We start from the raw sequence: 24,618 nt of genomic DNA, 5'->3' as shown, positions 1-24,618 counted from the left end.
CGGACATATGCCGGGATCGGCGTCGGCCGTGACGGTCAGCGTGCCGGCTACCGAACGCTGGCGAGGCGGCCTGGCCGCCCTGCCAGACCGGGGCAGGTCGCGCAAGCCCTCCGGTCATCGGGTGGCTTGGACGACCCGCGCCTCGGGCCCGGGGAAGACGAGGCTTTCGTGCCCGTCGTCCAACCAGCGCACCAGGTAGGGCGGGGAACCATCCGCGTGAGCCACCTCCAGGATGAACCCCTCGCGTCGGGTGCTGTTGCCGCGCGTGCCCTCCACGATCAGCCGGTCTCCTACTGCAGCCTTCATCGCGGTTCCTCACATCTCCTGGGTGAAATCCTCCGTCCCTCCCACCCTCCAAGAGCCGGCCCCAACGTGGCAGGGCCAGAGGTCCCCACATCGGGGGACCTTCGGCTCGCCGACATGTCCCTGGTGATACCAGCGGCTGGCCGGTCTGTGACAGCGCATCGCAGGCTGAGCGCCTCGGGCTCGGCGAGTGTCAGTGGAGCGCCACGTCAGCGAGGCGCCAGGCGTATCGCCGTGGACCGCCGACCCTGGCCTACCATCGCGCGCTGCCTGTCCTTTCAGCCTGCGAGTGCCGAAGCTTACGCGGAAGGTCCTGAAGTGCGGCGCGTTGGTGCTCTCCGGCGCGCTGGGGAGTGGTGACGGTGCCGGTCAACGCTCTGACCAGGAATGGGCAAAGTCTTCAAGACGAAGCCGTCGTGGCCTGTCGTACGGCGCTGTGGTCTGCCAAGAGTGGATATGTGAACGAGACAAGGGGCGTGGTGATCGGCTACGACGGCTCCGACCACTCGGTGCAGGCCCTGGACTGGGCGATGGACGAGGCCGAGCTCCGCAAGCTTCCCCTCATCGTCTGCCACGCGTGGCAGTGGCCGTACGGCGACGGGGATCCGGCGGCTCGTGACTCGCTGCGCCACGCGGCCGAGCACGTGCTGTGGCACGGCGCCGACTGCGCGCGAGCCAGTTCCCCAGGACTGGATGTGCGCCCTGATCTGTACGAGGGTTCGGCGACCGGGCGGCTGGAGGAGCTGTCGGCTGATGCCGGACTGCTCGTGGTCGGCTCCCGCGGACTGGGCCCGGTGGCGCGATCGGTGACCGGCTCCGTGGCAGCCCATGCGGTGGCCCACGCGCAGTGTCCGGTCATCGTCGTCCGTGGCAGAGGCCCGCTGCCGCGAAGGCCCCACCCGGGACCGATCGTGGTGGGCCTGGCGGACGACGGCAAGGCCGATGCGGTGCTCGCCTTCGCCTGTGCGGAAGCGTCCGTGCGCGGCCTGCCGTTGCTCGTGGTGCACGCCTGGCACCAGCCTCCGGTGGCCTGGGGAGGGATTACGTTCCCAGCCCTCGACCCCCTGGCCGTTCGAAACGCGGCCGACAACTGGCTGGCGCAAGTGCTCAAGCCGTGGAGAGAGAAGCAGCCGAAGGTCGTGATCGAGGCGCGTACGACACAGTCACGGGCAGGCGAGGCGCTCGCCGCCGTCACCGACGCGACCCTGGTGGTCGTCGGGAGCCCGCACGGACGGTTCGGCTCCGTGACGGCGGCCATGTTGCGGCATGCTCCATGCCCGGTCGCGATCGTGCGTTAAGAACCGGCACTGCTGTAGCGCCGGCCTGTGGGAAAGCCTTGACAGTGAGAGCCACCGGCGCGATCGTCCAGCGGATGCTGGGCGGCGTCAACTACCCGGCATTCGGGCCGCTGGGCATGGTTGGCGTGGGGTGATGGCCGATCTGCTGGTTCCGGGTGCCGCCCGTCACCGACGCCGCACACATGATCGGCGAGCTGCGCTGCGCCCCGCTGCTGCACGGTTACCGCGGCTCGCCACCGGCCGACGTCGGCGCCCTAGCCGACCAGATCACCCCGAATCGGCGGGCTGCTCGACGACCTGTCGCAGGCGGCTGAGCTCGACTTCAACCCGGTCATCGTCACCCCGGACGGCGCGACGACGGTGGACGCCCGGATCAGGATCACCTCTGTGAGCCGCCACCCTCGCCGCTGCTGCGCCGCATGCGCTGACCAACGACTGCGCCGCTTGGGACTTCCGGCCCTAATCCTTGTCTCCTTCGCGAGATGTGATGAAAGCAACCGAACGGACGTCTTCCTGCTGGAGCCAGAAAAGAGCTGACCGCCATGCGCATGACCGTCGCAGACGTGATGACGAGGAAGGTCGTTTCCGTCACCGCCGCCACCCCGTTCAAGGACATCGCCGAAGCGCTCATTACTGGCAGCATCAGCGCCGTGCCGGTCACTGGCGACGACGGCCATGTGATCGGCATGGTGTCCGAGGCCGATCTGCTGTGCAAGGAGGAGTTCCGCGAGGAGTTCTACCGCGAGGGCTACCGTCCCCCGTTGCGCGCCCGGCTGCGCCACCCCAAAGGCAAGCAGAAGGCCAACGGCGACACCGCCGCCGACCTGATGACCAGTCCCGCGATCGCCGTCTCCCCCACAGCCTCGGCGGTCACCGCCGCCCGCCTGATGGACGCCCACGACGTCAAACGACTCGCCGTCGTCGCCCCCAACGGCCGCCTGGTCGGCATGGTCAGCCGCCGCGACCTGGTCAAGGTATTCGTGCGCAGCGACGCCGAGATCGCCGTCGAGGTTCGCGACGACGTCCTGGACCGCAGCCTGTGGGTGGACACCTCCGGCGTCACCGTCTCGGTGGACAACGGGGTGGTGACACTGTCCGGGCAGATGGACCGCCGTACCGAAGCGGGGATCGCCGCCCGCATGACCGGCCGCGTCAACGGCGTCGTCGAGGTGATCAACAAGCTCACCTGGAAACACGACGACTCCGCTTGGGAGGCCAGATAGCCATGCTTGTACGCGAGGTCATGAGCAGCCCGGCCATTACGGTCCGCCGTACCGACCCGGTGCGGCAGGCCATCCGGATGCTCCACGGCCACAACATCACCGCCGCCCCCGTCGTCGACGACAGCGACCGCCTCGTCGGCGTGGTCAGCGAGCTCGACCTGCTGCGCGGCGAGTTCGAGCCCGACCCCCGCGCAACCGTGACACCCGCCCCTCCGCTGGCTGAGTCTCCCCCTCGCCGGGTCATGGAGGTCATGACCAGCGAGGTCGTCACCGTCACCGAGACCACCGACGTCACCACTGCCATCGACCTCATGGTGGGCAGACGGATCAAGAGCCTGCCCGTCCTCCGAGGCGATCGAATCGTCGGCATGGTCAGCCGCCGCGACCTGATGGCGATGCTGGCCCGGCCCGACGAGGAGTTGCGCGAGGCGGTTGCTGCCGTACTGCGTGAGCAATATCCCTCGGGCCCGAGCTGGGACGTCGCCGTGCACAACGGCGTGGCCGAGCTGTCCGGGCCACCCCACGAGCACGCCGACCACATCGCCGGCCTGCTCGCCCGCACCGTGCCCGGCGTCATCCGGGTCAAGCACCTCAGGAGATCACCATGAGAACCATAGTTCAGGACGTGATGACCACCGACGTGGCCGCAGTCAACCAGAACGCCTCCTTTCACACCGTGGCCGAGCTGCTCATCAACCGAGGCGTCAGCGGCGTGCCCGTGCTCGACGACGACAACCGCGTCCTGGGCGTGGTGTCCGAGGCCGACCTGCTGGCCAAACAGGAGTTCAAGGAGCGCTACTACGGCGACGGCTACACCCCGCCGCTGCGTGCCCGCATCCGCCACACCGTCGGCAGTGAGGGCAGCGGTTTCTACAAGGCGCTCGGTGAGACCGCCGGCGCGCTGATGACCTCGCCGGCCCACACCACCAATCCCGACGTCGCCGTCGTGCTGGCAGCGCGGCAGATGGACAAGCACGGCGTCAAGCGCCTGCCCGTGGTCGACGCCGAAGGCAGGCTCGTCGGCATCGTCAGCCGCCGCGACCTGATCAAGGTCTTCCTCCGCGCCGATACCGACATCGACCGCCAAGTGCGGGATACCATCCACAGCGACGTGCTCGCCATAGAGGTCACGGTGGCCGACGGCGTGGTCACCCTGAACGGAACGCTCCCCGAGCACAGCCAGGCCATCACCGCCGTCCGCCTGGCCGAGAACCTCGACGGCGTCGTGGCCGTACACGACAACCTCGCCTGGAAACACGACGACATCGCGAACATGCCCATGTGGGGTGGAGCATGACATGGAACCGGCCATCCTGGACTCGCTGGACTCGCTGGACCCGCTGATCAAGGCACCGCGCGAGCGCGGGTACCCGTCGTGGGCCCGGCGGTCCGCGACGGCATGATCCGCTTCGCCGAATTGGACTCGGCCGCTGACCTCCCACCGGCTGGACCTACGAGCAGGCGCCGGGCGCTTACCGGCTGCGAGAGCCCAGCCCCAGGACGCGTCACCCGGCGAAGCACCGCGCGACGGTGAGCTGGTCTTCGGTTTCGCGGCGAGCCCCGACTCCGTCAAGCGTTACACCCATCCCGCCGCGTTCCACGCTGTTTCGCATGCGTGACGGCGTGCCGGGAGGCGGTTCCCGTGGGGGCGCCCAAGGTGGCGCCGTTGGGCGTGCGAGGGCGCGGTCCCGGGCGGACGTGCTTCTTCGCCTCCATGGGCACCGGTCCGCGCGCGACGTCCGGTTGCCCGACCTGCGGCAATTGCACGATGGTGTGCCCGGCCGCCAGGAAGGCATCCACTGACGCCGGCGGCGTCCGGAGCAACCAGGGGGCGACGACCGGGTTCACCAGGCAGATCTGGAGACGATCCAGCATCTTCCACGGCGAGATCACGTGCATGGCCGTCGTCGTCCCCACAGCAGGTAGGCAATGGGTCCGAAGGGCTGAACGAAGCTCCCCACCCACCACAGGCCCTTCCGTCCACGTACGTCGTCCTGAGGGCGGAAGGAGAGATCAACCACGGCAGCCGTAGTCAGCGCGACTTCCACGGACGCCAGCGTCAGCAGCATGCCCTGCTGCCTCTTCGACATCTCGTCCCAACGCATCAGCGGACCCTCTTCTCTCGTGCCCTTGGGCACCAAGGGTGGCGCTCTCACCGACCGCCGTCCGGAGAAAGAGGTCCCAAGTCTGAGGTCCTTGGACCCTTCCTTCGCGGCTGGTGTCCATCGGCGCCCAGATCGGGACCTTCGCCTCGAGGCATTTGCGCGGAATGGTGGTGCGCTCGAAGTATGAGTACTTATCCCGTAAGAGTGGAGGCCCGGCTCGAGGAGCCGCTCAATCGAGGCCTCTGGATCGTCAAGTGGCTCCTGGCGATCCCCCACTACATCGTGCTGAGCCTGCTGTGGATCGCCTTCGCGGTCCTCACCGTCGTCGCGTTCTTCGCGATCCTGTTCACCGGCCACTACCCCCGCGCGCTGTTCGACTTCAACCTCGGCGTGCTGCGCTGGACCTGGCGGGTGGCCTACTACACCTACGGCGCGCTGGGCACCGACCGCTACCCGCCCTTCACCCTCGGCCCGGCCCCGGACTACCCGGCCACGCTGGAGATCGACTACCCCGAACGGCTCTCCCGCGGTCTGGTGCTGATCAAGTGGTGGCTGCTGGCCATCCCGCACTACCTCATCGTGGGCCTGTTCACCAGCGGCAGCATCATCTCCTGGCGGAGCGACCTGCCCGACGGCGGCGGCGTGCTCTACACGCTCGACTGGGGCGGCCTCATCGGCCTGCTGGTCCTCATCGCCGCTCTCTTCCTGCTGTTCACCGGCCGCTACCCGCACGGGCTCTACGACCTCGTGCTCGGCATGAACCGGTGGGCGCTCCGGGTGGCCGCGTACGCCACCCTCATGACCGACACCTACCCGCCGTTCCGGCTCGAGCAGGGCGGGCACGAACTGCCGCGGATGCAGGCGCCGCCCGAGCCGCGGCACGCGCCCGTACAACACGGCGCCAGCTCGATCGTGGCGATCGTCGTAGGCGCGCTGCTGGCGTTCGGCGCAATCGGCACAGCGGCGGCCGGCTCGCTCTCGGCACTGCTCGCCCAGTCCCGTGCCGGCACCGGCTTCATCAGCACCACCAGCGAGCGGATCGCCACTCCGGCCTACGCGCTGACCACGGACGAGATCGCCATTGGCGGCCAGGGCGTGGAGTACCTGCGCGGCTTCACCGGCAAGGTCCGCGTCGAGACGGCCACCAGCGGCACCCCGCTGTTCATCGGCATCGGTCCGCGAGCCGACGTCGAGGCGTACCTGAAGAACGCCGGCCACGATCGCATCACCCACCTGGCCTTCGGCCCGGGCCCCAACGACATCTCCTACGCGCGGCACCCGGGCGGACAACCGGCCACGCCTCCTGCCACGCAAACTTTCTGGACGGCGACGGGGTCTGGCAGCCTCGAATGGGACATCGAGCCAGGCGACTGGACCCTCGTGATCATGAACCCGGACGCGAGCCCCACGATCTCGGCCGACCTCCGGCTGGCAGCCACGCTCCCGTGGCTGGACGGGCTGACCGCGGGGCTGTTCGTCACCACCATGATCCTGCTGATCTCCGGCACCGGGCTCATCCTGCTCGGCGTCCGTCTCACCAGAAAACCCGTCTCCGCCACCACGCATGCCGCACCGACGCCCCGGCCCTGAAAGACAATCGCTCACACAAGCAATGACGGATTCCCTACCGCGCCCATGGTCCCTCGCCCGATCACACCGGGTTCCGGGACCTTGGGCGGGACGTTCGTCCCTGGCGCGGGCGGCCCTGTCGACGTGGGCTGAGAGTGTCAGGCTCGATGGAAGGAGGCCATCATGGATTGGCCTGTCGCGATCGTCATCATCTCCGTGATCTTCGCGGTCACGGTCATCATCACGTCGTTTATTGCCCGCCCAAGGAGGTAGCGCTGGAAGGCCGCTAGGACGGGCAGAGGCGTGAGGCCGGAGGCAATCACCTGCCACCGGCCTCCGGCCTCGAACACAGTGGTCTTCTGGGCCAGCGGCCTGGCAGGAGCGGCGGCAGCGCGCGAACGGCCCGGAGCGTCGGCCCCGCGTGGAGGATCCCGCTGTGGCTCGAACCTTACGCGGGTTCCTTGTGGGGCTGGCGTACGACCATGACCGGCCGGTGGGCGTGGTGCAGGGTCGCCATGGCGACGCTGCCGGTGAGGATTTCCCGCGCCACCGAGCGCCCCCGTGATCCGAGAACCAGCGTGGCCGCGCCGCGACTGCGGCCGCAGGCGTCGAGCGCCTCGGCCACGGCGCGCCCCGGGGTTCCAGAGCCGCCGGTGACATCGAGCCGGTCCACGGTGATGCCGTCGGCGGGCGGCAGGCTGTCGGTAGGCGGCGGGATCTCCCCGCCGTCCACGGACACGATCACCATGTCCCGTCCCGCAAACAGCCGCCCCGCCGCCGCGAAGGCGGCTTCGGCTCCGGGCGAGCCGTCCCAGCCGATGAGCACCGGCCCGCTTGCCAGCGCGGTCTGCTCGGCGCTGAGCAGGGGGTGTGGCACGACCATGACAGGACGTGGCGTGTAGTGCACCACCATGTCCGAAACGCTGCCCAGGACCGCTCGGGCGCCGCCGAGGCCACGCGAGCCGACCAGGACCAGGTCGGCGTCCAACTCCTCCGCGAGTTGCGCGAAATACAGGCCTTCGCCACCGTAGGCGCGCCGCACCAGTGGCTCGGCGTCCCATCCGGCGGTGCGTGCGAGCCTGACACCTCTGTCGGCAAGCCGACGGGCCTCGGCTTCGCCTTCACGCTCGATCGCCTCGATGAAATGGTCGAGGTCGGCGGCGCCCGTCCACAGCCGCCGGCGCAGGCTTTCGCTGGCGAACGGCGGGGTCCATAGGTGAGTGATCCACACGTGTGCCTGCGGGAACAGCGCCGCACCGGCATCGATCGCCGCAGCGGCCGCCGGGGACCCGTCGTAGCCCACAATCACATCGATCGCCATCTTCGAACCTCCTTGGCATCCTGTTGGCCGCGGAACCGGAGTGTGCCCTCAGAAGGGCGCCACCAGCTTCACCGTCAGCATCACTGGAGCCAGCTACCCACAATGGGGGCGTTGGACATGTTTTGCCTGCCATTGGTCCTTTGCGTCTCGCGGCCCGACCGGTCAGCCAGAGGTGCGCTCGCCCTGATGGGGCGGTTGCCCGGCGGTGACGTTCCACAGGAAATGCCCGCCTGCGGTGAATGATGGCTGCATGGATGTGAACGAGGTGCTGTTGCCGGGCGTGGGCCTGCGGTATGAGTTCACCACCCAGGCGGGGGAGCGCATTGGTGTGGTGGCCCGGCGTACGGGCGAGTTCGAGGTGGTCGGCTATCTCGGCGGCGATCGGGACGAGGGCAGGCCGCTGTTTCGGCTGAATGAGGAGGAGGCCGAGGCGTTGGCCCAGATCTTGGGCGCGCCACGGATCGCCGAGCGGTTCGCCGACTTGACACGGGAGGTGCCCGGCCTCAGCTCTGAACCGGTGCGGGTGGCGCCGGGTTCGCCGTATGTGGATCGCCCGCTGGGCCACACGCGGGCGCGCACCCGCACCGGCGCATCGGTAGTGGCGATCGTGCGCGGCGCCGACGTGATCGCCTCCCCCGGCCCTGACCAGGTATTGCGGGCCGCCGACGTGCTTGTGGTGGTGGGCACCCGGGAGGGCATCGACGGCGTCAAGCGGATCATCCGGGACTGAGCGGGTGCACGTCTCGATCGCGCTGCTGCTGGAGCTGGGCCTTATTCTGGCTGTCCTCAGCGTGGTGGGTTCCTTGGCACGCCGCGTGGCCCTGTCACCGGTCCCGCTCTACCTGCTGGCTGGTCTGGCGCTCGGGCAGGGAGGCGTGCTGCCGGTCCCGGCCGCTGAACAGTTTGTCCAGGCCGGGGCCTCCATCGGGATCGTGCTGCTGCTGCTGGCGCTCGGTCTGGAGTTCTCCATCGCCGAGTTCACCACGAGCATGCGTCATCACCTGCCATCCGCCGGTGTGGATCTGCTGGTCAACGCCGTCCCCGGCGTCGTGGCCGGTTGGTTGCTCGGCCTGGACGGCGTCGGCGTTCTGGCGCTGGCCGGTGCCACCTACATCTCCTCCTCCGGGATCATCGCCCGGCTGCTGGGCGACCTGCGGCGGTTGGGCAACCGTGAGACCCCTTCGGTGTTGTCGGTGCTGGTGCTGGAGGACTTCCTGATGGCCGCCTACCTGCCGGTGCTGGCCGTGCTGGCCTCCGGTGGCACCTGGTGGCAGGCCACGACGGGCGCGCTGGTCGCGGTGGGTGCGGTGCTGGCCGCTTTCGCGGCCTCTTCCCGGTGGGGGCACCACATCGGCCGGCTCGTGGAGCACCCGGACAACGAGCAGCTGATGTTGCGCATGCTCGGGCTCACCATGGTCGTGGCGGCGCTGGCCGAGCTCGTGCGTGCCTCGGCGGCGGTGGGCGCCTTCCTCGTCGGCCTGGCCTTGACCGGGCAGACCGCCGAGCGCGCGCGTGCCGTCATCGCGCCGCTGCGTGACCTGTTCGCCGCGGTGTTCTTCGTGGCCATCGGCCTTTCGGTGGCTCCCGCCGCGCTGGTGCCGGTGCTGCCGGCCGCGCTGGCATTGGCCGTGGCCACCGGGCTGACAAAGATGTTCACCGGCCGGTACGCGGCCTCCCGCGACGGGGTGGGGCGGCGCGGGCGGCTGCGTGCGGGCGCCGCGCTGATCGCCCGCGGAGAGTTCTCCCTCGTCATCGTTGGTCTGGCCGGCACACAGCTCCCCGTTCTGGCGCCGCTGGTGACCGCCTACGTGTTCGTGCTGGCCGTCTCCGGGCCGCTCATCACCCGCCTCACCGGCACCCGGCCCGCACAGCGACCTTCTGACCAGTTGCAAGGGACTTAGGTCCGTAAGCCGGCGCCGCACAGGCTGTGGACTGGCGGTATGACGCAGACCGCCGTCGTACGCCCCGAGAACACCGCCCACCACACTCTGGTCCGCACGAAGTGGTGCTCCTGCTGGAGTCCGATCTGCACCACGGCCTGAGCGAGGAGGCCGATCTGCGGGGGCAGGACCACTGTACGGTCCCGCCCCGTTCCTGCGTTTCCGGACTGAGCCGGGCGGAGCAGCTCGGCCTTGCCGGCAGGGTGCTCATTCACCGCCTCCCCAGGCGACAGGCAGGGCTCGGAGCACGAGCGCGTCAGCCGCCATGGTGGGAGTGCGACAGTGGTCCACGTGTGGCGAAGGCGTCACGGCAGTGAGTGGAGCAGAACCAGTACGTGGTGCCGTCACGTTCGATTGACTCGGCGGCGGTGGCGGTGTCGACCTGCATGCCGCAGACGGGATCGACGGCCTGCTCGGTCTCGTTCCCGGTCTCGACGATGACGGCGAGGCTCGCCGGGACCTCCGGCGCGGGGCGCAGGCGCGGCGGGGAGAAGCGGCGCAGCCGGTTGGCGTTGCCGACCACCGACAGCGAGGACAGGGCCATCGCGGCGGCCGCGATGATGGGCGAGAGCCGCAAGCCCAGGAACGGGTACAGAACGCCGGCCGCGATGGGGATGCCGACCACGTTGTAGACGAAGGCCAGGAACAGGTTCTGGCGGATGTTACGCATGGTCGTGCGGGAGAGCCGGACCGCGGTGACGATGCCCTCCAGCGCCCCGGAGATCAGGGTGACGTCCGAGGCCTCGATCGCGACGTCGGTGCCCGTACCGATGGCGAAACCGACGTTGGCCTGCGCCAGGGCGGGAGCGTCGTTGACGCCGTCACCCACCATGCCTACCCGGCGGCCCTCGCCCTGCAGCCGGGCGATCTCGGCGGCCTTGTGCTCGGGAAGCACCTCGGCCAGCACACGCGTGATGCCGACCTGGCGGGCGATGGCCTCGGCGGTGCGCCGGTTGTCGCCCGTGATCATCACTACGTTGAGGCCGAGCCGGTGGAGCGCGGCCACGGCGTCGCGGGAGTCGTCCTTGACGGTGTCGGCCACGCCGAGCACCCCGGCGGGGTCGCCGTCCACGGCCACCATGACCGGCGTACGGCCCGCCGCGGCGATCTGTTCGGCGCCCGTCTCCAACTCCGCCACCTGTACTCCTTCAGCGGACAGCAGCCGGCGGCCGCCGACCAGCACGCGGTGGCCGTCGACGACGGCGGAGACGCCCTGGCCGGTCACCGACCCGAAGCCGGAGGGGTCTGCGAGCGCCAGACCCCGTTCGGCCGCGCCGGTGACCACCGCCTGGCCGAGCGGATGCTCTGAGGAGCGTTCGGTGGAGGCGGCCAACCGGAGCAGGTCTTCCTCGGTGCGCGCCCCGACGGGGAGCACGTCGGTCAACGCGGGCCTGCCGCGGGTGATGGTGCCGGTCTTGTCCAGGACGATCGTGTCGAGCCGATGCGCGGTCTCCAGCGCCGCCGCGTCGCGGATCAGGATGCCGGCCTGGGCGCCCTTGCCGGTGCCCACCATGATCGACAATGGAGTGGCAAGGCCGAGCGCGCAGGGGCACGCGATGATCAGCACCGCCACCGCCGCCACGAGGGCGAGGGTGACGGCGGGCGAGGGGCCCGCGACGTACCAGACCGTGAACGTCACCACGGCGATGGCCATGACCACCGGGACGAAGTAACCGGACACCAGGTCGGCCAGGCGCTGAATGGGCGCCCTGGACGCCTGAGCCGCCTGGACCAAGCGGATGATCTGGGCCAGCACCGTCTGGGCGCCGACCTTCTCGGCCCGGAAGGTGAAGGCGCCGGTCTGGTTGACGGTCGCGCCCACCACCTGGTCGCCTGGCTCCTTCTCCACCGGGATCGACTCGCCGGTGACCATGGACTCATCCAGCGTCGAGTGGCCCTCGACGACCACGCCGTCCACCGGAACCTTCTCGCCCGGCCGGACGATCACCAGATCGCCGGGCAGGACCTCGGCGATGGGGATCTCCCGTTCGGCGCCGTCGCGGCGGACCCTGGCGGTCCTGGCCTGCAGCCCGATCAGCTTGCGGATGGCCTCGCCGGTGCCGGCCTTGGCACGCGATTCCAGGAGGCGGCCGAGCAGGATCAGCGTCAGGATGACGCCGACTGCCTCGTAGTACACGTCCTGCAGTTCCGGTGGCAGCAGCCCAGGGGCTACGGTGACCAGCAGGCTGTAGCCATAGGCGGCGGTTGTGCCGAGAGTGATGAGGCTGTTCATCTCCGCCGCCCGGTGGCGCAGGCTCAGCCAGCCGACTCGGTGGATGGGCCAGCCCGCGTAGACCATCACCGGTGTGATCAGCATCAGCTGCACCCAGCGGTCAAGCAGGAGCGCCGGCACCCAGGCGGCGCCGAAGAACTCGTGCGCCATCACCGCCAGCGCCACCGGTGCGGTCAGCACCGCCCCGATCAGCACCCGGCGCGACAGGTCCCGGATCTCCGCCCGCCGCTCGGCCGCCTCGGCATCGTCCCCACCCTCCGAAGCGGCGGGGCTCGGCACGTCGATCCTCTCCTGGCCTGATGCGTTCTCGACGCGCCGGCTCACGGTCGCCTGGCCACGTGGAGGCTCAGCGTCTGTGCCTGGTTCGATGATGAGACGGCCGCGCACCATGTTCATGCCGCACGCGAAGCCGTACTCGCCGGCCTCGGATAGGGTCAGTTCGACGGCGGTGCGCTGGAACGCGGGCAGCACCCGGTCAACCCCGAAGTCGGGGAAGACCACGTGTGAGGTGCACTCACCGCCTTCCCGGCGGTCGAAGACCAGGCGCAGTGGGACGCCCTGGCGGGCGCGGATCACGTCGGGCGAATACCCGCCCTTGACGGTGACCTCGACCTCCTGCAGCCCCTCGTGCAGATCCGCGAGCCGGCTCTTTCTCGGGCCGAAGAAGTACCAGGCGATGAAGGCGAGCAACCCCGCTGAAGCGGCGATGACCACCCAGTCGGATGCGGTCACGACACATCGGTTCCCTTCACGTTCCGGGTTCGGTCGTCCTCAGGCGTCTGCTGGTGCTGGTGGCCGGCCTGGTCGCCGCCCATGGACCGCATCATCAGCAGCATCATCAGCGGGCACGCCAGAAGAAGTGCCACGAGGAGGACCGTGCTCACCGGTGCGCCGGCCCAGACGGCCACGACCGCGGCCACGGCCGCGACGGCAGCCAGCGCGAGATGTTGTTTCATCATGGTCTCCACCCCTTCTACTATTGGAAGTAGGAGTCATGTTGAGTGTGTTCGCCGGCGGCTCCCGATGGAACGGCAGAAAGTACCTAGAGGCAGGGCCAAAGGTCCCACGGGCAGCGCCTCCCCGAAGGAGATCCATACCCCCTCTCGCATGAGGCGGCCGGGCTTGCCGATGAGCCGTCCAGCGCGACCATGACTCGTGGCTCCGCGCAAGTTGTGGACGTGGGGCGCCGCCGTTCGCGTTCATACAGGCCACCACCTGCCTTGACACACATGCTATCCCCGGCTCCAGACGTGACATGAAGCGTGCCTGTCCACCGGCGAGGTGGTCCTGAGATCCGCAGCAGCAGCGGCGGACGAGATCGATGATCTTCGTTGGCGGTTGCCTTTTGCGGGCAGAGACAGGTGCATCACAAGGCCCGGAGAGGTTCTCCATGATCGCGGATTCTGGCCGTGGATTCCGCACATCCTCGTTCTTCTTTCCAAAGCCGCTATTCGTCGTAGTAGATGGAATAGTAAAGCTGGACCTCTCGGCCACCGAGCTTCCTAGAGCTGGCGAAGGTCGAGGGACGCTGTACCTGGGCCAGGGCTCACCACGCCGGGATTCAGTCCTGAAAGGCGGGGCAACGCAGTCGTCGCAGTAAGGACGTCGCCGGCCATGTTGATGAACCGAGTAGAAACCTTCGGCATCATCCATCGCATCCCCGACTGGCGAGCGACTCTGACCGAGATCGTCCGCGTCCTGGAGCCCGGTGCCAGTTGTTCTTCGAGGAGGTCACGGCGGTCGCTCTGGCGCATCCCACCTATCAGGGTCTCTTTGATCACCCTGCGGAAGACCGATTCGCCGCTGGTGAGTTCCCGGCCAAGCTCGCCCGCCACCATCTTGAGGTGGGCGACCGCTGAGTCACCCGCGTCGGCGGCGATTTCTTGATTGGCGTTGCCCGGTGCCGGAAATTCCCGGTGGCCTCGCGCACACTGAGTAACCCCGCAGGCATATTTCCAGCCGGCCGGAACGCGCCCTCCACCGGAGCAGGACTTCGGGTCGGCAGTCCGGTCTGGGGCCGGCGGACCTCCCATCCTGCCGGTCAGAGCAGTGGGGTTACCGTGGACGTAGGTGTCGGATCGGCGTTTGGGGGAGACGCATGAAGCGACGCTCTACGAAGACCAGAATCGCTGCAGGGGCATTCCTGGCCGCCATCACCGCAGTCTCGGGAGGCACCGCGGCGGCCCTGGAGTCTCCGCCGATGCCGTCCCCGAGTCCTTCTCCTACAGGTATGCAGCCGACGTGCCCGGGCATGGGGCCGATGCATCCCGTCACCAGCGAGTACGACTACCTGTCGCAGATGGTGCCGCACCACGAGGATGCCATCACCGCGGCGCGGCAACTGCAGCGTTCCGAGCGGTCCGACATGCGGCGGCTCGGGCAGTCGATCGTCACAACGCAGACTGCCGAGGTCGGCAAGATGAGGGGTTGGTTGGACCAGTGGTACCGGCGGAGCCCGACGCCAGGCCCGCGCCAGACCACGATGCCCGACCTCTCGGGGCTTTCGGGAGATCAGCTCGATAAGACGTTCCTGCAGCACATGATCCCGCACCACATGATGGCGATCATGATGTCGCAGCAGCTCCTCATGCACGGTGAGGTGCAGCATTCCGAGGCCGCCGACTTCGCCCGCACGGTGCGCGACGACCAGTGGGCGGAGGCACGCACGATGCGGCAATACCTGGTCCAGTGGTTCGGAGAGCAGAGCATGCCCTGCATGCCGCACATGCCTGGCATGCCTGACATGCCCGGCATGACGCCAGGGCCCCATATGACGGACATGACACCGGGGCCGCATGACACGGGCAGGCCCGGCCGGCCCACGCCCACGGAGCCCTCGCCGACGGGCACCTGATTCAGCGGACATCGTGGTTGGCGATGCGGTGGCGGTACCTCACACGGGTGCTCTGGCTCCTCGCTTGTGAGCCAGCGTTCCGACGTGGGTACCACGTCGGCGTGCCGCATGGGCCTGCCATCAAAGGCCCGCCACCCGCTGATCCGACCGGAATGCACGTCAAGACACGTCAGCACAGCGCGGCGCCCACCTCCGGTGGCCGGAGGTGGGCGCATGGCCGTTCGCATTACTTCAGGTACGGGTTGCGCTGGACGATCGGCAGGTTGCCGAGTCCGAGGGTGGTGCCCGCGTTGGCGAGGGCGAGACCGATGAGCACGATCGAATAGATGATGTGGTCGTCCATGAACGGGTTGTTGGCCAGGGGCAGCTCGGCTGCCCACATCAGGATCAGCATCAGGCTGCCGGTGACGGCGGCGATGCGGGTGCCGACGCCGAGGATCAGCGCGAGACCGATGCCGAGCAGGCCGGCCATGAACAGCCAGTCCACCCAGGCCTGGCCGGCCAGGGCGCTGAAGAAGCCGCCGAGCGCGTTCTCGCCGGTGCCCTTGAGGAAGCCGGTCGTGGGGCTGCCGCCCTCGATCCAGGCTCGGTTGGCCGGAGTGGCGAAGCCCCAGCCGAAGGTCTTGTCCAGGAACGCCCACAGGAAGACCCAGCCGATCGAGATCCGGGCGATCGCCCAGACGTAGTCGACCGGGTGCTTACCGGCGGTGGTGGCGGCGGTGTGCCTGGCGGGCGTGTTGATGGTGGCGGCCATGTCGGCCCCCTTTCGCTGCGGATGCGTCGTCCTTGTCACACCTCAAGCACACCGTCTGCGGCCTTTGAGGAGCAGTGCCGTACGGCCCTCAGCATCAGGACCTTCGTCCCGTCTATGCGTGGGGAGGAAGGGCGGCACAATTCAGCGGCGCGAGAGGATGAACGCCCGGTACTTCACCGTCTCTCGGCACTGTCCCGCGCCCCTACGATCAGCGGCAGCCTTCTGACGGCGGCTTCGGCAGCGCCCCATTGCAGGGCCTCTCTCGCCGACGGCGAACTTCAAAGCCCACAACCAGGCCGAATTCGTTCTTCATCGTCACCTCCGCCCGATCGTTCTCCCTTCACCGACTTCCTGACAGACTGATCCTCTAAGGGGCGTCCATCACGTTTTCATGGGAATTCGGTCCTATTACACGAAAATGGACGGGCGCCGGTCGGATGCGGGTGCCACTCGCGCCGGTAATCACGGCCGCGAGCTCGTTCAGACCCCCGATGATCGCCGGTCGTCCGGTGGCCCGGGTGAACGCGCAGACTGCCTCGATCTTCGGCCGCATGGAACCCGCCGCGAAGGACATGGCCTCCAACTCCTCCGGGGAGGCCAGCACGAGGGGGCGCTCGCGCGGGGTGCCGTAGTGGGCGTACACGTAGGGCACGTCGGTCAGGATGACCAGCAGGTCGGCCCGGACCTGCTCGGCGAGCAGCGCGGCGACCAGGTCCTTGTCCACGACCCCCTCCACCCCGGTCCGGTCGGCCGCGACCGGTGCTCCGCCTCCCCCGCCGGCGATCACCACGCAGCCGGCGTCCAGCAGCCGGCTGATGATAGGCAGCTCGATGACCCGGATCGGGCGCGGCGAGGGGACGACACGCCGCATGCCGTGCTCTTCCTTGGTGAACTCCCAGCCACGCTCATCGGACAGCCGCTCGGCCTCCTCCGTCAGGTAATAAGGCCCGATGGGTTTGTCCGGGCGGTCGAAGGCAGGATCGGCGGCGGACACGACGACCTGGGTGACCAGCGCGCCGACCGGTGTGTCCGGCAGGCGGCGGCCGATGCTCTGCGCCAGCCAGTAACCGATCATGCCCTGAGTCTCGGCCACCAGCGTGTCCAGCGGGTAGCCGCGTTCCAGCGTGGGGTCGCGCTCGCTCTCCTCGGCCAGCATCCCCACCTGGGGACCGTTTCCGTGCACGATGAGCACCTGGTGACGCTCGGCGACCCAGGCGATCTGCTCGGCGGCGGAGGCGACGTTGCGCAGCTGCGTCGCGGCGTCGGCCCGCTCACCGCGGTGCAGCAGCGCGTTCCCACCGATCGCGATGACGATTCTCACAGCGCGCCTGCCAGGTCGCGGTTGAGCAGTGCCTCGAGCACGGCCTGGGCGGTGGGGAGCCGGTTGGCGGCCTGGCGGAACACCTGAGACCCGGGGCCGTCGATCACCTCGGCGGTGACCTCCTCGCCGCGGTGGGCGGGCAGGCAGTGCAGGAAGATAGCGCCTGGCTTGGCGGCGGCCATCAAGCCGGTGGTGACCCGGTACGGGGTCAGTGCGGCCACGCGAGTGGTCTTCTCCTCGGGCCGGTCGCCCATGGACAGCCACACGTCGCTGTAGACCGCGTCTGCCCCCTTGACCGCTTCGTGCGGATCGTCTGTGAGCAGCAGTTCCCCTCCGGTGGATAGCTTCCTGGCCACCGCTTCGACGGCCGGGTCGGACGTGTACGCGGCCGGTGTGGCGACGGCGATGGACAGCCCGGCCAGGGCGGCGGCCTCCATGAGGCTGTGGGTGACGTTGGTCGCCGCGCCGACATAGGCGATCTTCCGTCCCCGCAGGTCGCCGACGACCTCGCGCAGCGTCATGAGATCGGCGAGCGCCTGCAGCGGGTGATGGCCGTCGGTGAGCGCGTTGATCACCGGTACGTGGGCCGCACGGGCGAAGCTTCTCACCTCCTCGTCGTCGAAGGTGCGGATGACCACGGCCGCCGTGTACGAGCTGACGACGTGGGCGGTGTCGGCGATGGTCTCACCACGGCCGAGCTGCAGCTCGGCGGGGCCGACGGTGAGCGGTGTCCCGCCGAGGCGGACCACTGCGGTCTCGGCGGAGATCCGGGTGCGGGTGGACGGCTTGGCGAAATAGAGCAGGACGGTCCGGCCGCGCAGCAGCTCCTTCGCGTCGGCTGGATGCCGTTGGAAGTGGTCGGCGCGGTCGAGCAGGTGGGCGAGATCGTCCGGGGTCAGGTCGGCGATGCGCAGCAGGTCTTTCACAGAGGGTTCCTTTCGATGGGGCAGCTCATGCAGCGCGGGCCGCCGCGACCCCGGCCCAGTTCGGCGCCGGCGATGGTGATGACCTCCATGCCGTGCTTGCGGAGCATGGTGTTGGTGGTGACGTTGCGTTCGTAGGCGATGACCACGCCGGGGGCGATGGCGAGCACGTTGGTGCCGTCGTCCCACTGCTCGCGCTCGGCCGCCCACACGTCCTGCTCCGCACGCAGCACGCGGGACGCGCCGAGAGCCGTGAACAGGTCGTCGTTCTCGCGCACGCGCAGGCCGGGGGTGAGGGTGAACGAGCGCAGCGGTGGCAGTTCCGGGTAGGCCACGAGGACGCCCCGGTCGACCATGGTCATGACGGTGTCCAGGTGCATGAAAGCCCGCTTCTTCGGCAGGGCGGCGACGACGACGCGCTCGGCGGCCCCTGCCTCGAACAGGCGACGGGCCAGCAGCTCGATCGCCTGCGGCGTGGTGCGCTCGCTCATCCCCACCAGCACCGCGCCGTCGCCGACGACGTGGATGTCACCGCCCTCGATGCTGGCCGGCTGCTCGGCCTCCGCCGGGAACCACACCGGCGCCCGCCCGGCGAACATCGGGTGGAAGGCATACACGGCCGCCACGTGCGTGGTCTCGCGACGGCGGGCCGGTTTGGCCATCGGATGCAGGGACACCCCGCCGTAGATCCATGCCGAGGCGTCGCGGGTGAACAGGTGGTTGGGCAGTGGCGGCAGGATGAAGTCGTCGTCGCCCAGCCCGGCCAGACGCAGGCTGTCCGTTGCCAGGCCGAGCTCGCGCTTCGTCAGCCCGCCGATGAGATGGCGGGTGAGGACGTCTACCGGCATTGACTCCAGCGCCTGCCGGAGTGGCGGGGCGAGCGTGGGGCCGAAGGCGGGTTCCGTGACCACCCGGTCCAGCACCCACGCGCGGGCCTCGTCCAGCTTGAGTGTCTCAGCCAGCAGCTGGTCGAACAGGTGGACGGTCACGCCGCGTTCGCGCAGGGTGTCGGCGAAGGCGTCGTGTTCCTGGCGGGCGCGCTTGACCCAGAGCACGTCGTCGAAGAGCAGCTCGTCGCAGTTGCTCGGTGTGAGCCGCTTCAGCTCCAGCCCGGGGCGGTGCAGGATGACCTGCCGCAGCGTGCCCACCTCACTGTCGACGTGAAACACGCTTATGCCGCCTTCCTGTCGATGCTGACGGTGTCGTCGCGGTCGCGGTACTTCAACCACACGTAGACCGGAATGCCGGCAAGCATCAGCAGCGTGCCCTTGTAGACCACCTCGTAGCCCGATCCGGCGATGGTCCACAGCGCATAGGCGAACGCCACGACGGCGATCGCGCCGTCAACCGTCAGCCGCTTGCCGGAGAACCGCTCCCGGTCGGTGATAGCCAGCATGAGCTGCGCCGCCGCCGCGTACGCGTACGGGATCAAGGTGGTGAGCGTGGCCAGCAGGATCACGAAGTTGAACTGCTCGACCAGGCCGGCGTTGTAGTTCAACAACATCAGCCCGGTGACCAGAACACTGGAGACGACCAGCCCCACGGCCGGCGTGCCCCAGCGCGAAGTCTTGGCGAACACTTGCGGGAACAGTCCGTCGCGGGCGGCGGCCATCGGCACCTGGCCCTGCAGCAGGATCCAGCCGTTGAGCGCGCCGAACGCGCTGACGATCGCGCCGATCGCGACCGCGGTGCCCGCCCAGCCGCCGAACATCGTCTCGGCCGCGTCCGCGAACGGCGCCGTGGACTCCGTCAGCAGCGCACGAGGCACGGCGGCGAACACTGCGACGGTGCCCAGGATGTAGACGGCCGCGGTGACGATCGTGCCGATCACGGTGGCGCGCGGGATGGTCCGCTCCGGGTCGTCGACGTCCTCGGCGGGCACGGTGGCCGACTCGATGCCGATGAACGCCCACAGCGTCAGCGCGGCGGCGGCCGTGACGGCCCCGAACGTGCCCTGGCCGCTCGGATTGAAGGGGGTGAAGTCGGCGGCGTCGATGAAGAACGGCGCGGCCACGGCCAGCCCGACCAAGGGGAGGAGTTTGGCGATCGTGGTGACAACCTGGATCCAGCCGCCCAGGCGTACGCCTCGAACGTTGACGGCGGTCAGCAGCCAGATCGCCGCCAGCGCCACGGTCGCGGCGAGCAGGGCGGTGTCGGTGAGCGCGGGCCAGAAGTAGCCGAGGTAGCTGACGAACGCCACCGCGATGGCGGCGTTGCCCACCCACACCGCGATCCAATAACCCCATGCGGTCTGGAAGCCGATGAAGTCACCGAAAGCGCGCCGGGCGTAGGCGTACGGGCCGCCGGTCTTGGGGTAAGCGCGGCCGAGCCGGGCGAAGACCAGTGCCAGCAGCAGCGCGCCGGTCGCGGTGAGCGCCCACGCCAGCAGGCTCGCGCTGCCGAAGGCGGCCAGCGATGCGGGCAGGAGGAACACTCCCGAGCCGATCATGTTGCCGACGACCAGAGCGGTCGCCATCCACGGCCCCAGCTTGCGGCGCCGTGGTAACGGGGTGACGGACATGGTGATCCCCTCTCGTACGATCACCACCAGCACATCAATCACTGTGGTTCGGGTACTGAGGCTTAAGGCATCGATGCGCCAGGACTTTCGTCCCTATCAGCCGGCTCGCCTGTCAGCTCATCGCGGTGAGTTCGTCGTGCAGCGCGCGGGTGAGGTGGGGCAGGTCGGGAACGCGCTCCGCGTCAGCGACGATCGTGATGGTCAGGATGCGTGTGTAGGAGAGCACGCTGAAGGCGATGGTCACGTTCCCTCTGGCGAGTGAGATCGGAATGATCGTTCGCACGCGGGCGCCGTTGAAGAACAGCGACTCCTCGGGCCCACGCAAGTTGGTCACGACGGTATGAATCAGGTGCTGGTGGTTGAGCAGCCAGCCCATGAGGTGGATGCGGGCAAGGATTCGGCCGATGCCCGAGAGCAACTGGGCCGAGGCTCCAGGAGTCGTGGATCTCCGGGCCCGGGTGATCATCGCAGTGCGTTCGAGCCGCTGCGCGAGACCGCCTCCGGTGGACAGGCGGACGGGCATGACACCCACCTGGTTGCCGAGCCGGGCGGCGGTGGCAGAGGTCCGTGCCGACACAGGGACGGAGACCACCAGTTCAGGTACGCTCTCCCCGCGGCGAGCCAGCAGGGTGCGCACAGCACCGATGATCGCGGCGAGCACGGCGTCGTTGACGGTGCCGCCATGGACGTGGGCGAACCGGCGGACGTCGTCGAGCTTCGCCGTGACGGTAACCAGCCGCTGGTTCGCACCAGCGGGTGCGTTCAGCGAACAGATCGCCGACCGCTGCGGAGCACCGATTTCGGCGGCGGCGCGCTTGACGGCACGCCAGGCGTGAGGGAGACGGGCCAGAGCGTGCAGCCGGGCACTCCACGCGTCGGCAGCCACCCGGCGAAGAGAGGGCGCGGGAACGAGAAACGCGCGTACGGTCCGCGCGGGCATCCCGTCGGTGAGGCAGCCGAGCACGGCCAGGCCGCCGATCCCGTCGGCGAGCACGTGGTGGAAGCAGGCGATCATGCCGATCCGACCATCCGCCAGGCCCGTCACCAGGGTCATGGACCACAAGGGCCGGGACGCCGGCACTGGCCGGCCGATCACCGCGGCGGCGAGGTCGAGCAGCGCGGTGTCGTCGCCGGGTGGCGGGCATGTCGTGACGTGCAGATGGCGGTCGAGGTCGAAGGCCGGGTCGTCGATCCAGAGCGGCCGGCCGCAGCCGGGTGGGGTGAGCACCAGCCGCTGACGCAGCCGCGGCACCGCGCCGACCCGCTCGGCGATCAACTGCCGCGCGCGCGTCAGGCCGAAGTCCGGCCCCGCATCCAGGATCAGACAGGCACCGACCTGCATGGGAACGGGGCCGAGATCGACCGCGAGGTTGAACAGGTCACCCGCACTGGCCCGATCCATATCGAGCGAAGCCGTCCTCGCCTCACAGCCGTTCGCCGTCATGGCAAGGTCCCGCCGCTGATCTCGGGGACGTCCTCTCCGTGCTCGCGGGTGTGCGCGCGGGCCTGGACCTGGGCGTCAGGGGGTTGCCCAGCAGGTAGATCTGCCCAATGGACAGGTAGTTCGCGGCACGCCAGTAGGCGTCGACGTGCTTCATCGTCGTCATGGTGCCGATGATGTCCCGGTCCGTCCCCGTGCCCTAGGGACCTTGGTCCCCTTCCCGTGGGTCGCCGGACCTCACAGAGGGACGTGCCAGCGTAGCCGCGCACCTCCCCCATCCGGGCCAGGGCTCTCCAGCTCCGCGGCGCCGCCCAGGCGGCCGGCCCGTTCCTCGATGTTGCGCAGGCCGCTACGGCGTCCGGTCTCTCCGAGGCCGACGCCGTTGTCCGAAACCGTGAGGGTGAGGCCGTCGCTCGCCACCTCGACGGAGACGTCGGCGCGGGTGGCGTGGGAGTGGCGGACCACGTTGGACAGGGCCTCACGCAGGACGGCCAGCAGATGCTCGGCGACGGATTCGGGCACCAGCGTGTCGATCTGCCCCTCCATCCGCAAGCCCGGCATGAACCCCAGATGGCTGCCGGCGCCCTCCACCAGGTCCACGATCTGCGCCCGCAGGCTCGGCGTGGCATGGTCGTGGGAAGCCTGCAGGGCGAAGATGGACGAGCGGATCTGCCGGATCGTCCCATCCAGCTCGTCGATACCGTGCTGCAGCCGTTTGGCCGCCTCTGGATGGTCCACCAGCCGGACTGTGCTCATCAAGGTCATCGCGGTCGCGAACAATCGTTGGATCACCACATCGTGCAGGTCCTTGGCGATCCGATCCCGGTCCTCCAGCAGGCCGAGCCGTTCGGCGTCCCGGCGCGCGTCGGCCAGCTCCAGCGCGATCGCGGCCTGGTCGGCGAATGCGTGGAGCATCTGCTGGTCCGCCCCGCTGAACGGCAGCCGCCCACTCCGCTTGGCCAGCGCGAGCACCCCTCGCAGGTTCGGCGGGGTGCCCAGCGGAACCATGAGCCCGGGGCCGTAACCCAGCCGCCGCAGTGGCGAGTCCGGGTAGGGAGCGCTCTGCATGTCCGCGTCGGACATCGGCTCCCCCTGGGTGAACACGTCACCCGCGAGCGTGGCCGACACCTCGAAAGCGGTTCCCAGCACTTCCTCGGCGCCCTCTCCTTCGGCAACCTCCACACGCAGCGAGTCCCCCGCCGGGTTCGGCAGCAGCACCTGGACCAGGTCGGCGTCGCTCATCTGGCGGGCGCGGGCGGCCACCACGGTGAGCACCTGACCCGGCTCAGCGCCGGACAGCAGGCTCGTGGTGACCTCCGAGGAGGCTTGCAGCCAGGTCTCGCGCCGCCGCGACTCCTCGTACAGGCGGGCGTTCTCGACGGCGACGCCGGCCGCGGTGGCCAGCGCGATCACGATCGCCTCGTCCTCTTCGTCGAACTCCCCACCGCCGCGTTTCTCGGTCAGGTAGAGATTGCCGAACACCTCGTCGCGCACCCGCACCGGGACACCAAGGAAGGTGCCCATCGGCGGGTGGCCGGGCGGAAAGCCGTACGACTCCGGGTGATCCGAGATGCGGCCCAACCGCAGCGGCCGGGCGTCCTTGATCAGCAATCCGAGCAGGCCGAGGCCGTGGGGCCAGTGTTCGATGCGGGCGATCTCCTCCTCGCTCAGCCCGACCGGGATGAACTGAAGGAGGGTGTTCTCTTGCCCCACCACGCCGAGCGCGCCGTAGCTGGCGTCGACCAGCTTGGTCGCGGTCTCCACGATGCGCCGCAGCACTGTTTCCAGGTCGAGGTCGCTGCCTACGGACACGACGGCTTCGAGCAGCGCGTGCACCCGGTCCCGGGTGGCCAGCACGGCGTTGAGCCGGACCTGCAGTTCGGTCAGCAGTTCATCGAGCCGCATCTGCGGCATCAACGGACGGTGCTCGCTTTCCATGTCGATCAGTTTCGCACTGCGGCAGAACGCCGCCTACCCTCCAGGCTTCCCGGGACTTTCCGCCCGTCAAAAGTCAAGGTCTCCAGGGTCTTCCGTCCCTGCGAATCCGCCTTGGAAGGCGATGCCATGGAAGGGAACCGATAGGAGAAGAATCATGCGGATCACGGTGAGAGAGGTCATGACGACGCGAGTGACCTCAGTCAAGGCGGACACTCCGTTCAAGGACGTTGCCCAGGTACTCGTGACGAACGGAATCAGCGCCGTGCCGGTGCTGGATGCCGGCGATCGGGTCGTCGGCGTCGTCTCCGAGGGAGATTTGGTGCGCAAGGAGGAGTTCCGCGAGCAGTACTGCGGCGAAAGTTACCAGCCGCCGCTGCGGGTCTGGCTGCGCCGACGTATCACCGGGGCACGATGGGGAAGGCGCGAGGAAGGCGGCCGGGCATACCGCCGCCGACTTGATGACCACTCCTGCGGTGACGATCTCGGCGTCCGCCTCGACCGTCAGGGCCATCCAGATCATGGACGAGAGCGGCGTCAAACGGCTGATCGTCGTCGATGCGGACGGCCGTCTGGAGGGAGTCGTCAGCCGTCGGGACCTGCTTCGGATGTATCTACACGCGATGACGACGAGATCAGGCGCCGCGTCGTGGAAGGAATCCCGCCGCATGCCAGATGGAACGATCGGGACGGGATCATCGTCGAGGTCCACGACGGCATCGTGACGCTGTCCGGATGCACGGACCGACGCAGCGAGGCGGCAGCCGCCGTCCACACGGCCGAGCGTCTCGACGGGATTGTCGGCGTCCAGAGGGCTCTTGACTGGCGAAAGGACGACATCCTGGAGCTGCCGTTCACGTGGGACCGTCTCTGACTT

27 protein-coding genes and 1 pseudogene are annotated in these 24,618 nt (G+C 68.9%); 13 read left to right on the top strand and 15 right to left on the bottom strand.

Annotated elements, in window-relative coordinates:
- Positions 1–114 precede the first annotated feature (114 nt).
- The gene (locus ACIBX3_RS16460) at positions 115–306 is read right to left on the bottom strand and encodes a DUF1918 domain-containing protein (RefSeq protein ID WP_397117589.1); all 192 of its coding nucleotides are present in this window, start codon (positions 304–306) and stop codon (positions 115–117) included.
- Between the two features lie 455 nt (positions 307–761).
- Here ACIBX3_RS16460 and ACIBX3_RS16455 point away from each other — a divergent pair, with 455 nt between their 5' ends.
- From ACIBX3_RS16455 to ACIBX3_RS16435, 5 genes are all read left to right on the top strand, one after another.
- A complete protein-coding gene (locus tag ACIBX3_RS16455; protein WP_397117587.1) occupies positions 762–1,601 on the top strand; it encodes a universal stress protein in 840 nt (279 codons plus the stop codon).
- A 276-nt stretch (positions 1,602–1,877) separates the two neighbouring features.
- Positions 1,878–2,138 carry a hypothetical protein gene (locus tag ACIBX3_RS16450; RefSeq protein ID WP_397118382.1) on the top strand — a complete coding sequence of 87 codons (261 nt, stop codon included), beginning with the start codon at positions 1,878–1,880 and terminating at the stop codon, positions 2,136–2,138.
- A gap of 11 nt (positions 2,139–2,149) precedes the next feature.
- A complete protein-coding gene (locus tag ACIBX3_RS16445) occupies positions 2,150–2,824 on the top strand; it encodes a CBS domain-containing protein (protein WP_397117585.1) in 675 nt (224 codons plus the stop codon).
- Between the two features lie 2 nt (positions 2,825–2,826).
- A complete protein-coding gene (locus ACIBX3_RS16440) occupies positions 2,827–3,432 on the top strand; it encodes an HPP family protein (RefSeq protein WP_397117583.1) in 606 nt (201 codons plus the stop codon).
- The gene (locus ACIBX3_RS16435; RefSeq protein WP_397117581.1) at positions 3,429–4,121 is read left to right on the top strand and encodes a CBS domain-containing protein; all 693 of its coding nucleotides are present in this window, start codon (positions 3,429–3,431) and stop codon (positions 4,119–4,121) included. The genes ACIBX3_RS16440 and ACIBX3_RS16435 overlap by 4 nt, the downstream gene beginning before the upstream one ends.
- Before the next feature lie 592 nt (positions 4,122–4,713).
- Here ACIBX3_RS16435 and ACIBX3_RS16430 read toward each other — a convergent pair.
- Positions 4,714–4,893, bottom strand: a complete 180-nt coding sequence (locus ACIBX3_RS16430) for a PLD nuclease N-terminal domain-containing protein (protein ID WP_397118380.1) — start codon at positions 4,891–4,893, stop codon at positions 4,714–4,716.
- 219 nt (positions 4,894–5,112) lie between these two features.
- Between ACIBX3_RS16430 and ACIBX3_RS16425 the strand changes: the two genes are divergently transcribed.
- Positions 5,113–6,519, top strand: coding sequence for a DUF4389 domain-containing protein (locus tag ACIBX3_RS16425; RefSeq protein ID WP_397117579.1), 1,407 nt, complete (start codon positions 5,113–5,115; stop codon positions 6,517–6,519).
- Between the two features lie 137 nt (positions 6,520–6,656).
- Here the strand turns inward: ACIBX3_RS16425 and ACIBX3_RS16420 are convergent, their stop codons facing one another.
- Both ACIBX3_RS16420 and ACIBX3_RS16415 read right to left on the bottom strand, forming a co-directional pair.
- Positions 6,657–6,848, bottom strand: coding sequence for a hypothetical protein (locus ACIBX3_RS16420; RefSeq protein ID WP_397117577.1), 192 nt, complete (start codon positions 6,846–6,848; stop codon positions 6,657–6,659).
- A 98-nt stretch (positions 6,849–6,946) separates the two neighbouring features.
- A complete protein-coding gene (locus tag ACIBX3_RS16415) occupies positions 6,947–7,819 on the bottom strand; it encodes a universal stress protein (RefSeq protein WP_397117575.1) in 873 nt (290 codons plus the stop codon).
- Between the two features lie 250 nt (positions 7,820–8,069).
- Between ACIBX3_RS16415 and ACIBX3_RS16410 the strand changes: the two genes are divergently transcribed.
- Both ACIBX3_RS16410 and ACIBX3_RS16405 read left to right on the top strand, forming a co-directional pair.
- Positions 8,070–8,549 (top strand): cation:proton antiporter regulatory subunit, encoded by a 480-nt coding sequence (locus ACIBX3_RS16410; protein ID WP_397117573.1) that lies wholly within the window; start codon positions 8,070–8,072, stop codon positions 8,547–8,549.
- A gap of 4 nt (positions 8,550–8,553) precedes the next feature.
- Positions 8,554–9,720 (top strand): cation:proton antiporter, encoded by a 1,167-nt coding sequence (locus ACIBX3_RS16405; protein WP_397117571.1) that lies wholly within the window; start codon positions 8,554–8,556, stop codon positions 9,718–9,720.
- On the opposite strand, the gene ACIBX3_RS16400 is transcribed toward ACIBX3_RS16405, so the two are convergent.
- The 3 genes from ACIBX3_RS16400 to ACIBX3_RS16390 are packed head-to-tail and all read right to left on the bottom strand — an operon-like array spanning position 9,717 to position 12,951.
- Positions 9,717–9,974: a hypothetical protein gene (locus tag ACIBX3_RS16400; protein ID WP_397117569.1), complete on the bottom strand. Its 258-nt coding sequence runs from the start codon at positions 9,972–9,974 to the stop codon at positions 9,717–9,719. The genes ACIBX3_RS16405 and ACIBX3_RS16400 overlap by 4 nt on opposite strands.
- A gap of 41 nt (positions 9,975–10,015) precedes the next feature.
- Positions 10,016–12,724 carry a heavy metal translocating P-type ATPase gene (locus ACIBX3_RS16395; RefSeq protein ID WP_397117567.1) on the bottom strand — a complete coding sequence of 903 codons (2,709 nt, stop codon included), beginning with the start codon at positions 12,722–12,724 and terminating at the stop codon, positions 10,016–10,018.
- Positions 12,721–12,951, bottom strand: coding sequence for a DUF2933 domain-containing protein (locus ACIBX3_RS16390; RefSeq protein WP_397117565.1), 231 nt, complete (start codon positions 12,949–12,951; stop codon positions 12,721–12,723). Before ACIBX3_RS16390 ends, ACIBX3_RS16395 begins: the two co-directional genes overlap by 4 nt.
- 756 nt (positions 12,952–13,707) lie before the next feature.
- On the opposite strand from ACIBX3_RS16390, the gene ACIBX3_RS16385 reads away from it, so the two are divergent.
- Together ACIBX3_RS16385 and ACIBX3_RS16380 are read left to right on the top strand one after the other, a co-directional pair.
- A complete protein-coding gene (locus ACIBX3_RS16385) occupies positions 13,708–13,851 on the top strand; it encodes a hypothetical protein (RefSeq protein WP_397117563.1) in 144 nt (47 codons plus the stop codon).
- A gap of 401 nt (positions 13,852–14,252) precedes the next feature.
- Positions 14,253–14,846 (top strand): DUF305 domain-containing protein, encoded by a 594-nt coding sequence (locus tag ACIBX3_RS16380; protein ID WP_397117561.1) that lies wholly within the window; start codon positions 14,253–14,255, stop codon positions 14,844–14,846.
- A 226-nt stretch (positions 14,847–15,072) separates the two neighbouring features.
- Here ACIBX3_RS16380 and ACIBX3_RS16375 read toward each other — a convergent pair whose 3' ends face one another.
- The 8 genes from ACIBX3_RS16375 to ACIBX3_RS16340 form a co-directional block, all read right to left on the bottom strand.
- The gene (locus ACIBX3_RS16375) at positions 15,073–15,600 is read right to left on the bottom strand and encodes a hypothetical protein (RefSeq protein ID WP_397117559.1); all 528 of its coding nucleotides are present in this window, start codon (positions 15,598–15,600) and stop codon (positions 15,073–15,075) included.
- A gap of 367 nt (positions 15,601–15,967) precedes the next feature.
- Complete coding sequence (locus tag ACIBX3_RS16370) at positions 15,968–16,921, bottom strand: carbamate kinase (RefSeq protein WP_397117557.1); 954 nt, start codon at positions 16,919–16,921, stop codon at positions 15,968–15,970.
- Positions 16,918–17,847: an ornithine carbamoyltransferase gene (gene argF, locus ACIBX3_RS16365; RefSeq protein ID WP_397117555.1), complete on the bottom strand. Its 930-nt coding sequence runs from the start codon at positions 17,845–17,847 to the stop codon at positions 16,918–16,920. The genes ACIBX3_RS16370 and argF overlap by 4 nt, the downstream gene beginning before the upstream one ends.
- Positions 17,844–19,019 (bottom strand): arginine deiminase, encoded by a 1,176-nt coding sequence (locus ACIBX3_RS16360; protein ID WP_397118378.1) that lies wholly within the window; start codon positions 19,017–19,019, stop codon positions 17,844–17,846. Before ACIBX3_RS16360 ends, argF begins: the two co-directional genes overlap by 4 nt.
- Positions 19,016–20,398: an amino acid permease gene (locus tag ACIBX3_RS16355; RefSeq protein WP_397117553.1), complete on the bottom strand. Its 1,383-nt coding sequence runs from the start codon at positions 20,396–20,398 to the stop codon at positions 19,016–19,018. Before ACIBX3_RS16355 ends, ACIBX3_RS16360 begins: the two co-directional genes overlap by 4 nt.
- 79 nt (positions 20,399–20,477) lie before the next feature.
- Entirely contained in the window at positions 20,478–21,767 is a 1,290-nt protein-coding gene (locus ACIBX3_RS16350) for a wax ester/triacylglycerol synthase domain-containing protein (RefSeq protein ID WP_397117551.1), read from the bottom strand.
- A gap of 22 nt (positions 21,768–21,789) precedes the next feature.
- Entirely contained in the window at positions 21,790–21,972 is a 183-nt protein-coding gene (locus ACIBX3_RS16345) for a hypothetical protein (RefSeq protein ID WP_397117549.1), read from the bottom strand.
- 71 nt (positions 21,973–22,043) lie between these two features.
- Complete coding sequence (locus tag ACIBX3_RS16340; RefSeq protein ID WP_397117547.1) at positions 22,044–23,744, bottom strand: GAF domain-containing protein; 1,701 nt, start codon at positions 23,742–23,744, stop codon at positions 22,044–22,046.
- Between ACIBX3_RS16340 and ACIBX3_RS16335 the strand changes: the two are divergent.
- From ACIBX3_RS16335 to ACIBX3_RS16325, 3 genes and pseudogenes are all read left to right on the top strand, one after another.
- Positions 23,743–24,057, top strand: a pseudogene (locus tag ACIBX3_RS16335) (CBS domain-containing protein); the annotation flags it as partial. The gene ACIBX3_RS16340 and the pseudogene ACIBX3_RS16335 overlap by 2 nt on opposite strands.
- On the top strand, positions 24,020–24,466 hold the full coding sequence (locus ACIBX3_RS16330) for a CBS domain-containing protein (RefSeq protein WP_397118376.1): 447 nt from the start codon (positions 24,020–24,022) through the stop codon (positions 24,464–24,466). The pseudogene ACIBX3_RS16335 and the gene ACIBX3_RS16330, both read left to right, overlap by 38 nt.
- Positions 24,376–24,615, top strand: coding sequence for a BON domain-containing protein (locus ACIBX3_RS16325; protein ID WP_397118374.1), 240 nt, complete (start codon positions 24,376–24,378; stop codon positions 24,613–24,615). Before ACIBX3_RS16330 ends, ACIBX3_RS16325 begins: the two co-directional genes overlap by 91 nt.
- Positions 24,616–24,618: the final 3 nt, after the last annotated feature.

It is taken from the genome of Nonomuraea sp. NPDC049480 (genome assembly GCF_044465905.1).
Classification (GTDB): domain Bacteria; phylum Actinomycetota; class Actinomycetes; order Streptosporangiales; family Streptosporangiaceae; genus Nonomuraea.
This window is presented reverse-complemented; position numbering and strand designations above follow the sequence as displayed.

Bases quoted from the DNA above. Each gene is read 5' to 3' on its own strand.
- ACIBX3_RS16460 (WP_397117589.1), bottom strand. From the start codon at position 306: ATGAAGGCTGCAGTAGGAGACCGGCTGATCGTGGAGGGCACGCGCGGC.
- ACIBX3_RS16445 (WP_397117585.1), top strand. From the start codon at position 2,150: ATGACCGTCGCAGACGTGATGACGAGGAAGGTCGTTTCCGTCACCGCC.
- ACIBX3_RS16440 (WP_397117583.1), top strand. From the start codon at position 2,827: ATGCTTGTACGCGAGGTCATGAGCAGCCCGGCCATTACGGTCCGCCGT.
- ACIBX3_RS16435 (WP_397117581.1), top strand. From the start codon at position 3,429: ATGAGAACCATAGTTCAGGACGTGATGACCACCGACGTGGCCGCAGTC.
- ACIBX3_RS16430 (WP_397118380.1), bottom strand. From the start codon at position 4,893: ATGCTGCTGACGCTGGCGTCCGTGGAAGTCGCGCTGACTACGGCTGCC.
- ACIBX3_RS16425 (WP_397117579.1), top strand. From the start codon at position 5,113: ATGAGTACTTATCCCGTAAGAGTGGAGGCCCGGCTCGAGGAGCCGCTC.
- ACIBX3_RS16415 (WP_397117575.1), bottom strand. From the start codon at position 7,819: ATGGCGATCGATGTGATTGTGGGCTACGACGGGTCCCCGGCGGCCGCT.
- ACIBX3_RS16410 (WP_397117573.1), top strand. From the start codon at position 8,070: ATGGATGTGAACGAGGTGCTGTTGCCGGGCGTGGGCCTGCGGTATGAG.
- ACIBX3_RS16390 (WP_397117565.1), bottom strand. From the start codon at position 12,951: ATGATGAAACAACATCTCGCGCTGGCTGCCGTCGCGGCCGTGGCCGCG.
- ACIBX3_RS16380 (WP_397117561.1), top strand. From the start codon at position 14,253: ATGCATCCCGTCACCAGCGAGTACGACTACCTGTCGCAGATGGTGCCG.
- ACIBX3_RS16375 (WP_397117559.1), bottom strand. From the start codon at position 15,600: ATGGCCGCCACCATCAACACGCCCGCCAGGCACACCGCCGCCACCACC.
- ACIBX3_RS16350 (WP_397117551.1), bottom strand. From the start codon at position 21,767: ATGGATCGGGCCAGTGCGGGTGACCTGTTCAACCTCGCGGTCGATCTC.
- ACIBX3_RS16345 (WP_397117549.1), bottom strand. From the start codon at position 21,972: ATGACGACGATGAAGCACGTCGACGCCTACTGGCGTGCCGCGAACTAC.
- ACIBX3_RS16340 (WP_397117547.1), bottom strand. From the start codon at position 23,744: ATGGAAAGCGAGCACCGTCCGTTGATGCCGCAGATGCGGCTCGATGAA.
- ACIBX3_RS16330 (WP_397118376.1), top strand. From the start codon at position 24,020: ATGCCGGCGATCGGGTCGTCGGCGTCGTCTCCGAGGGAGATTTGGTGC.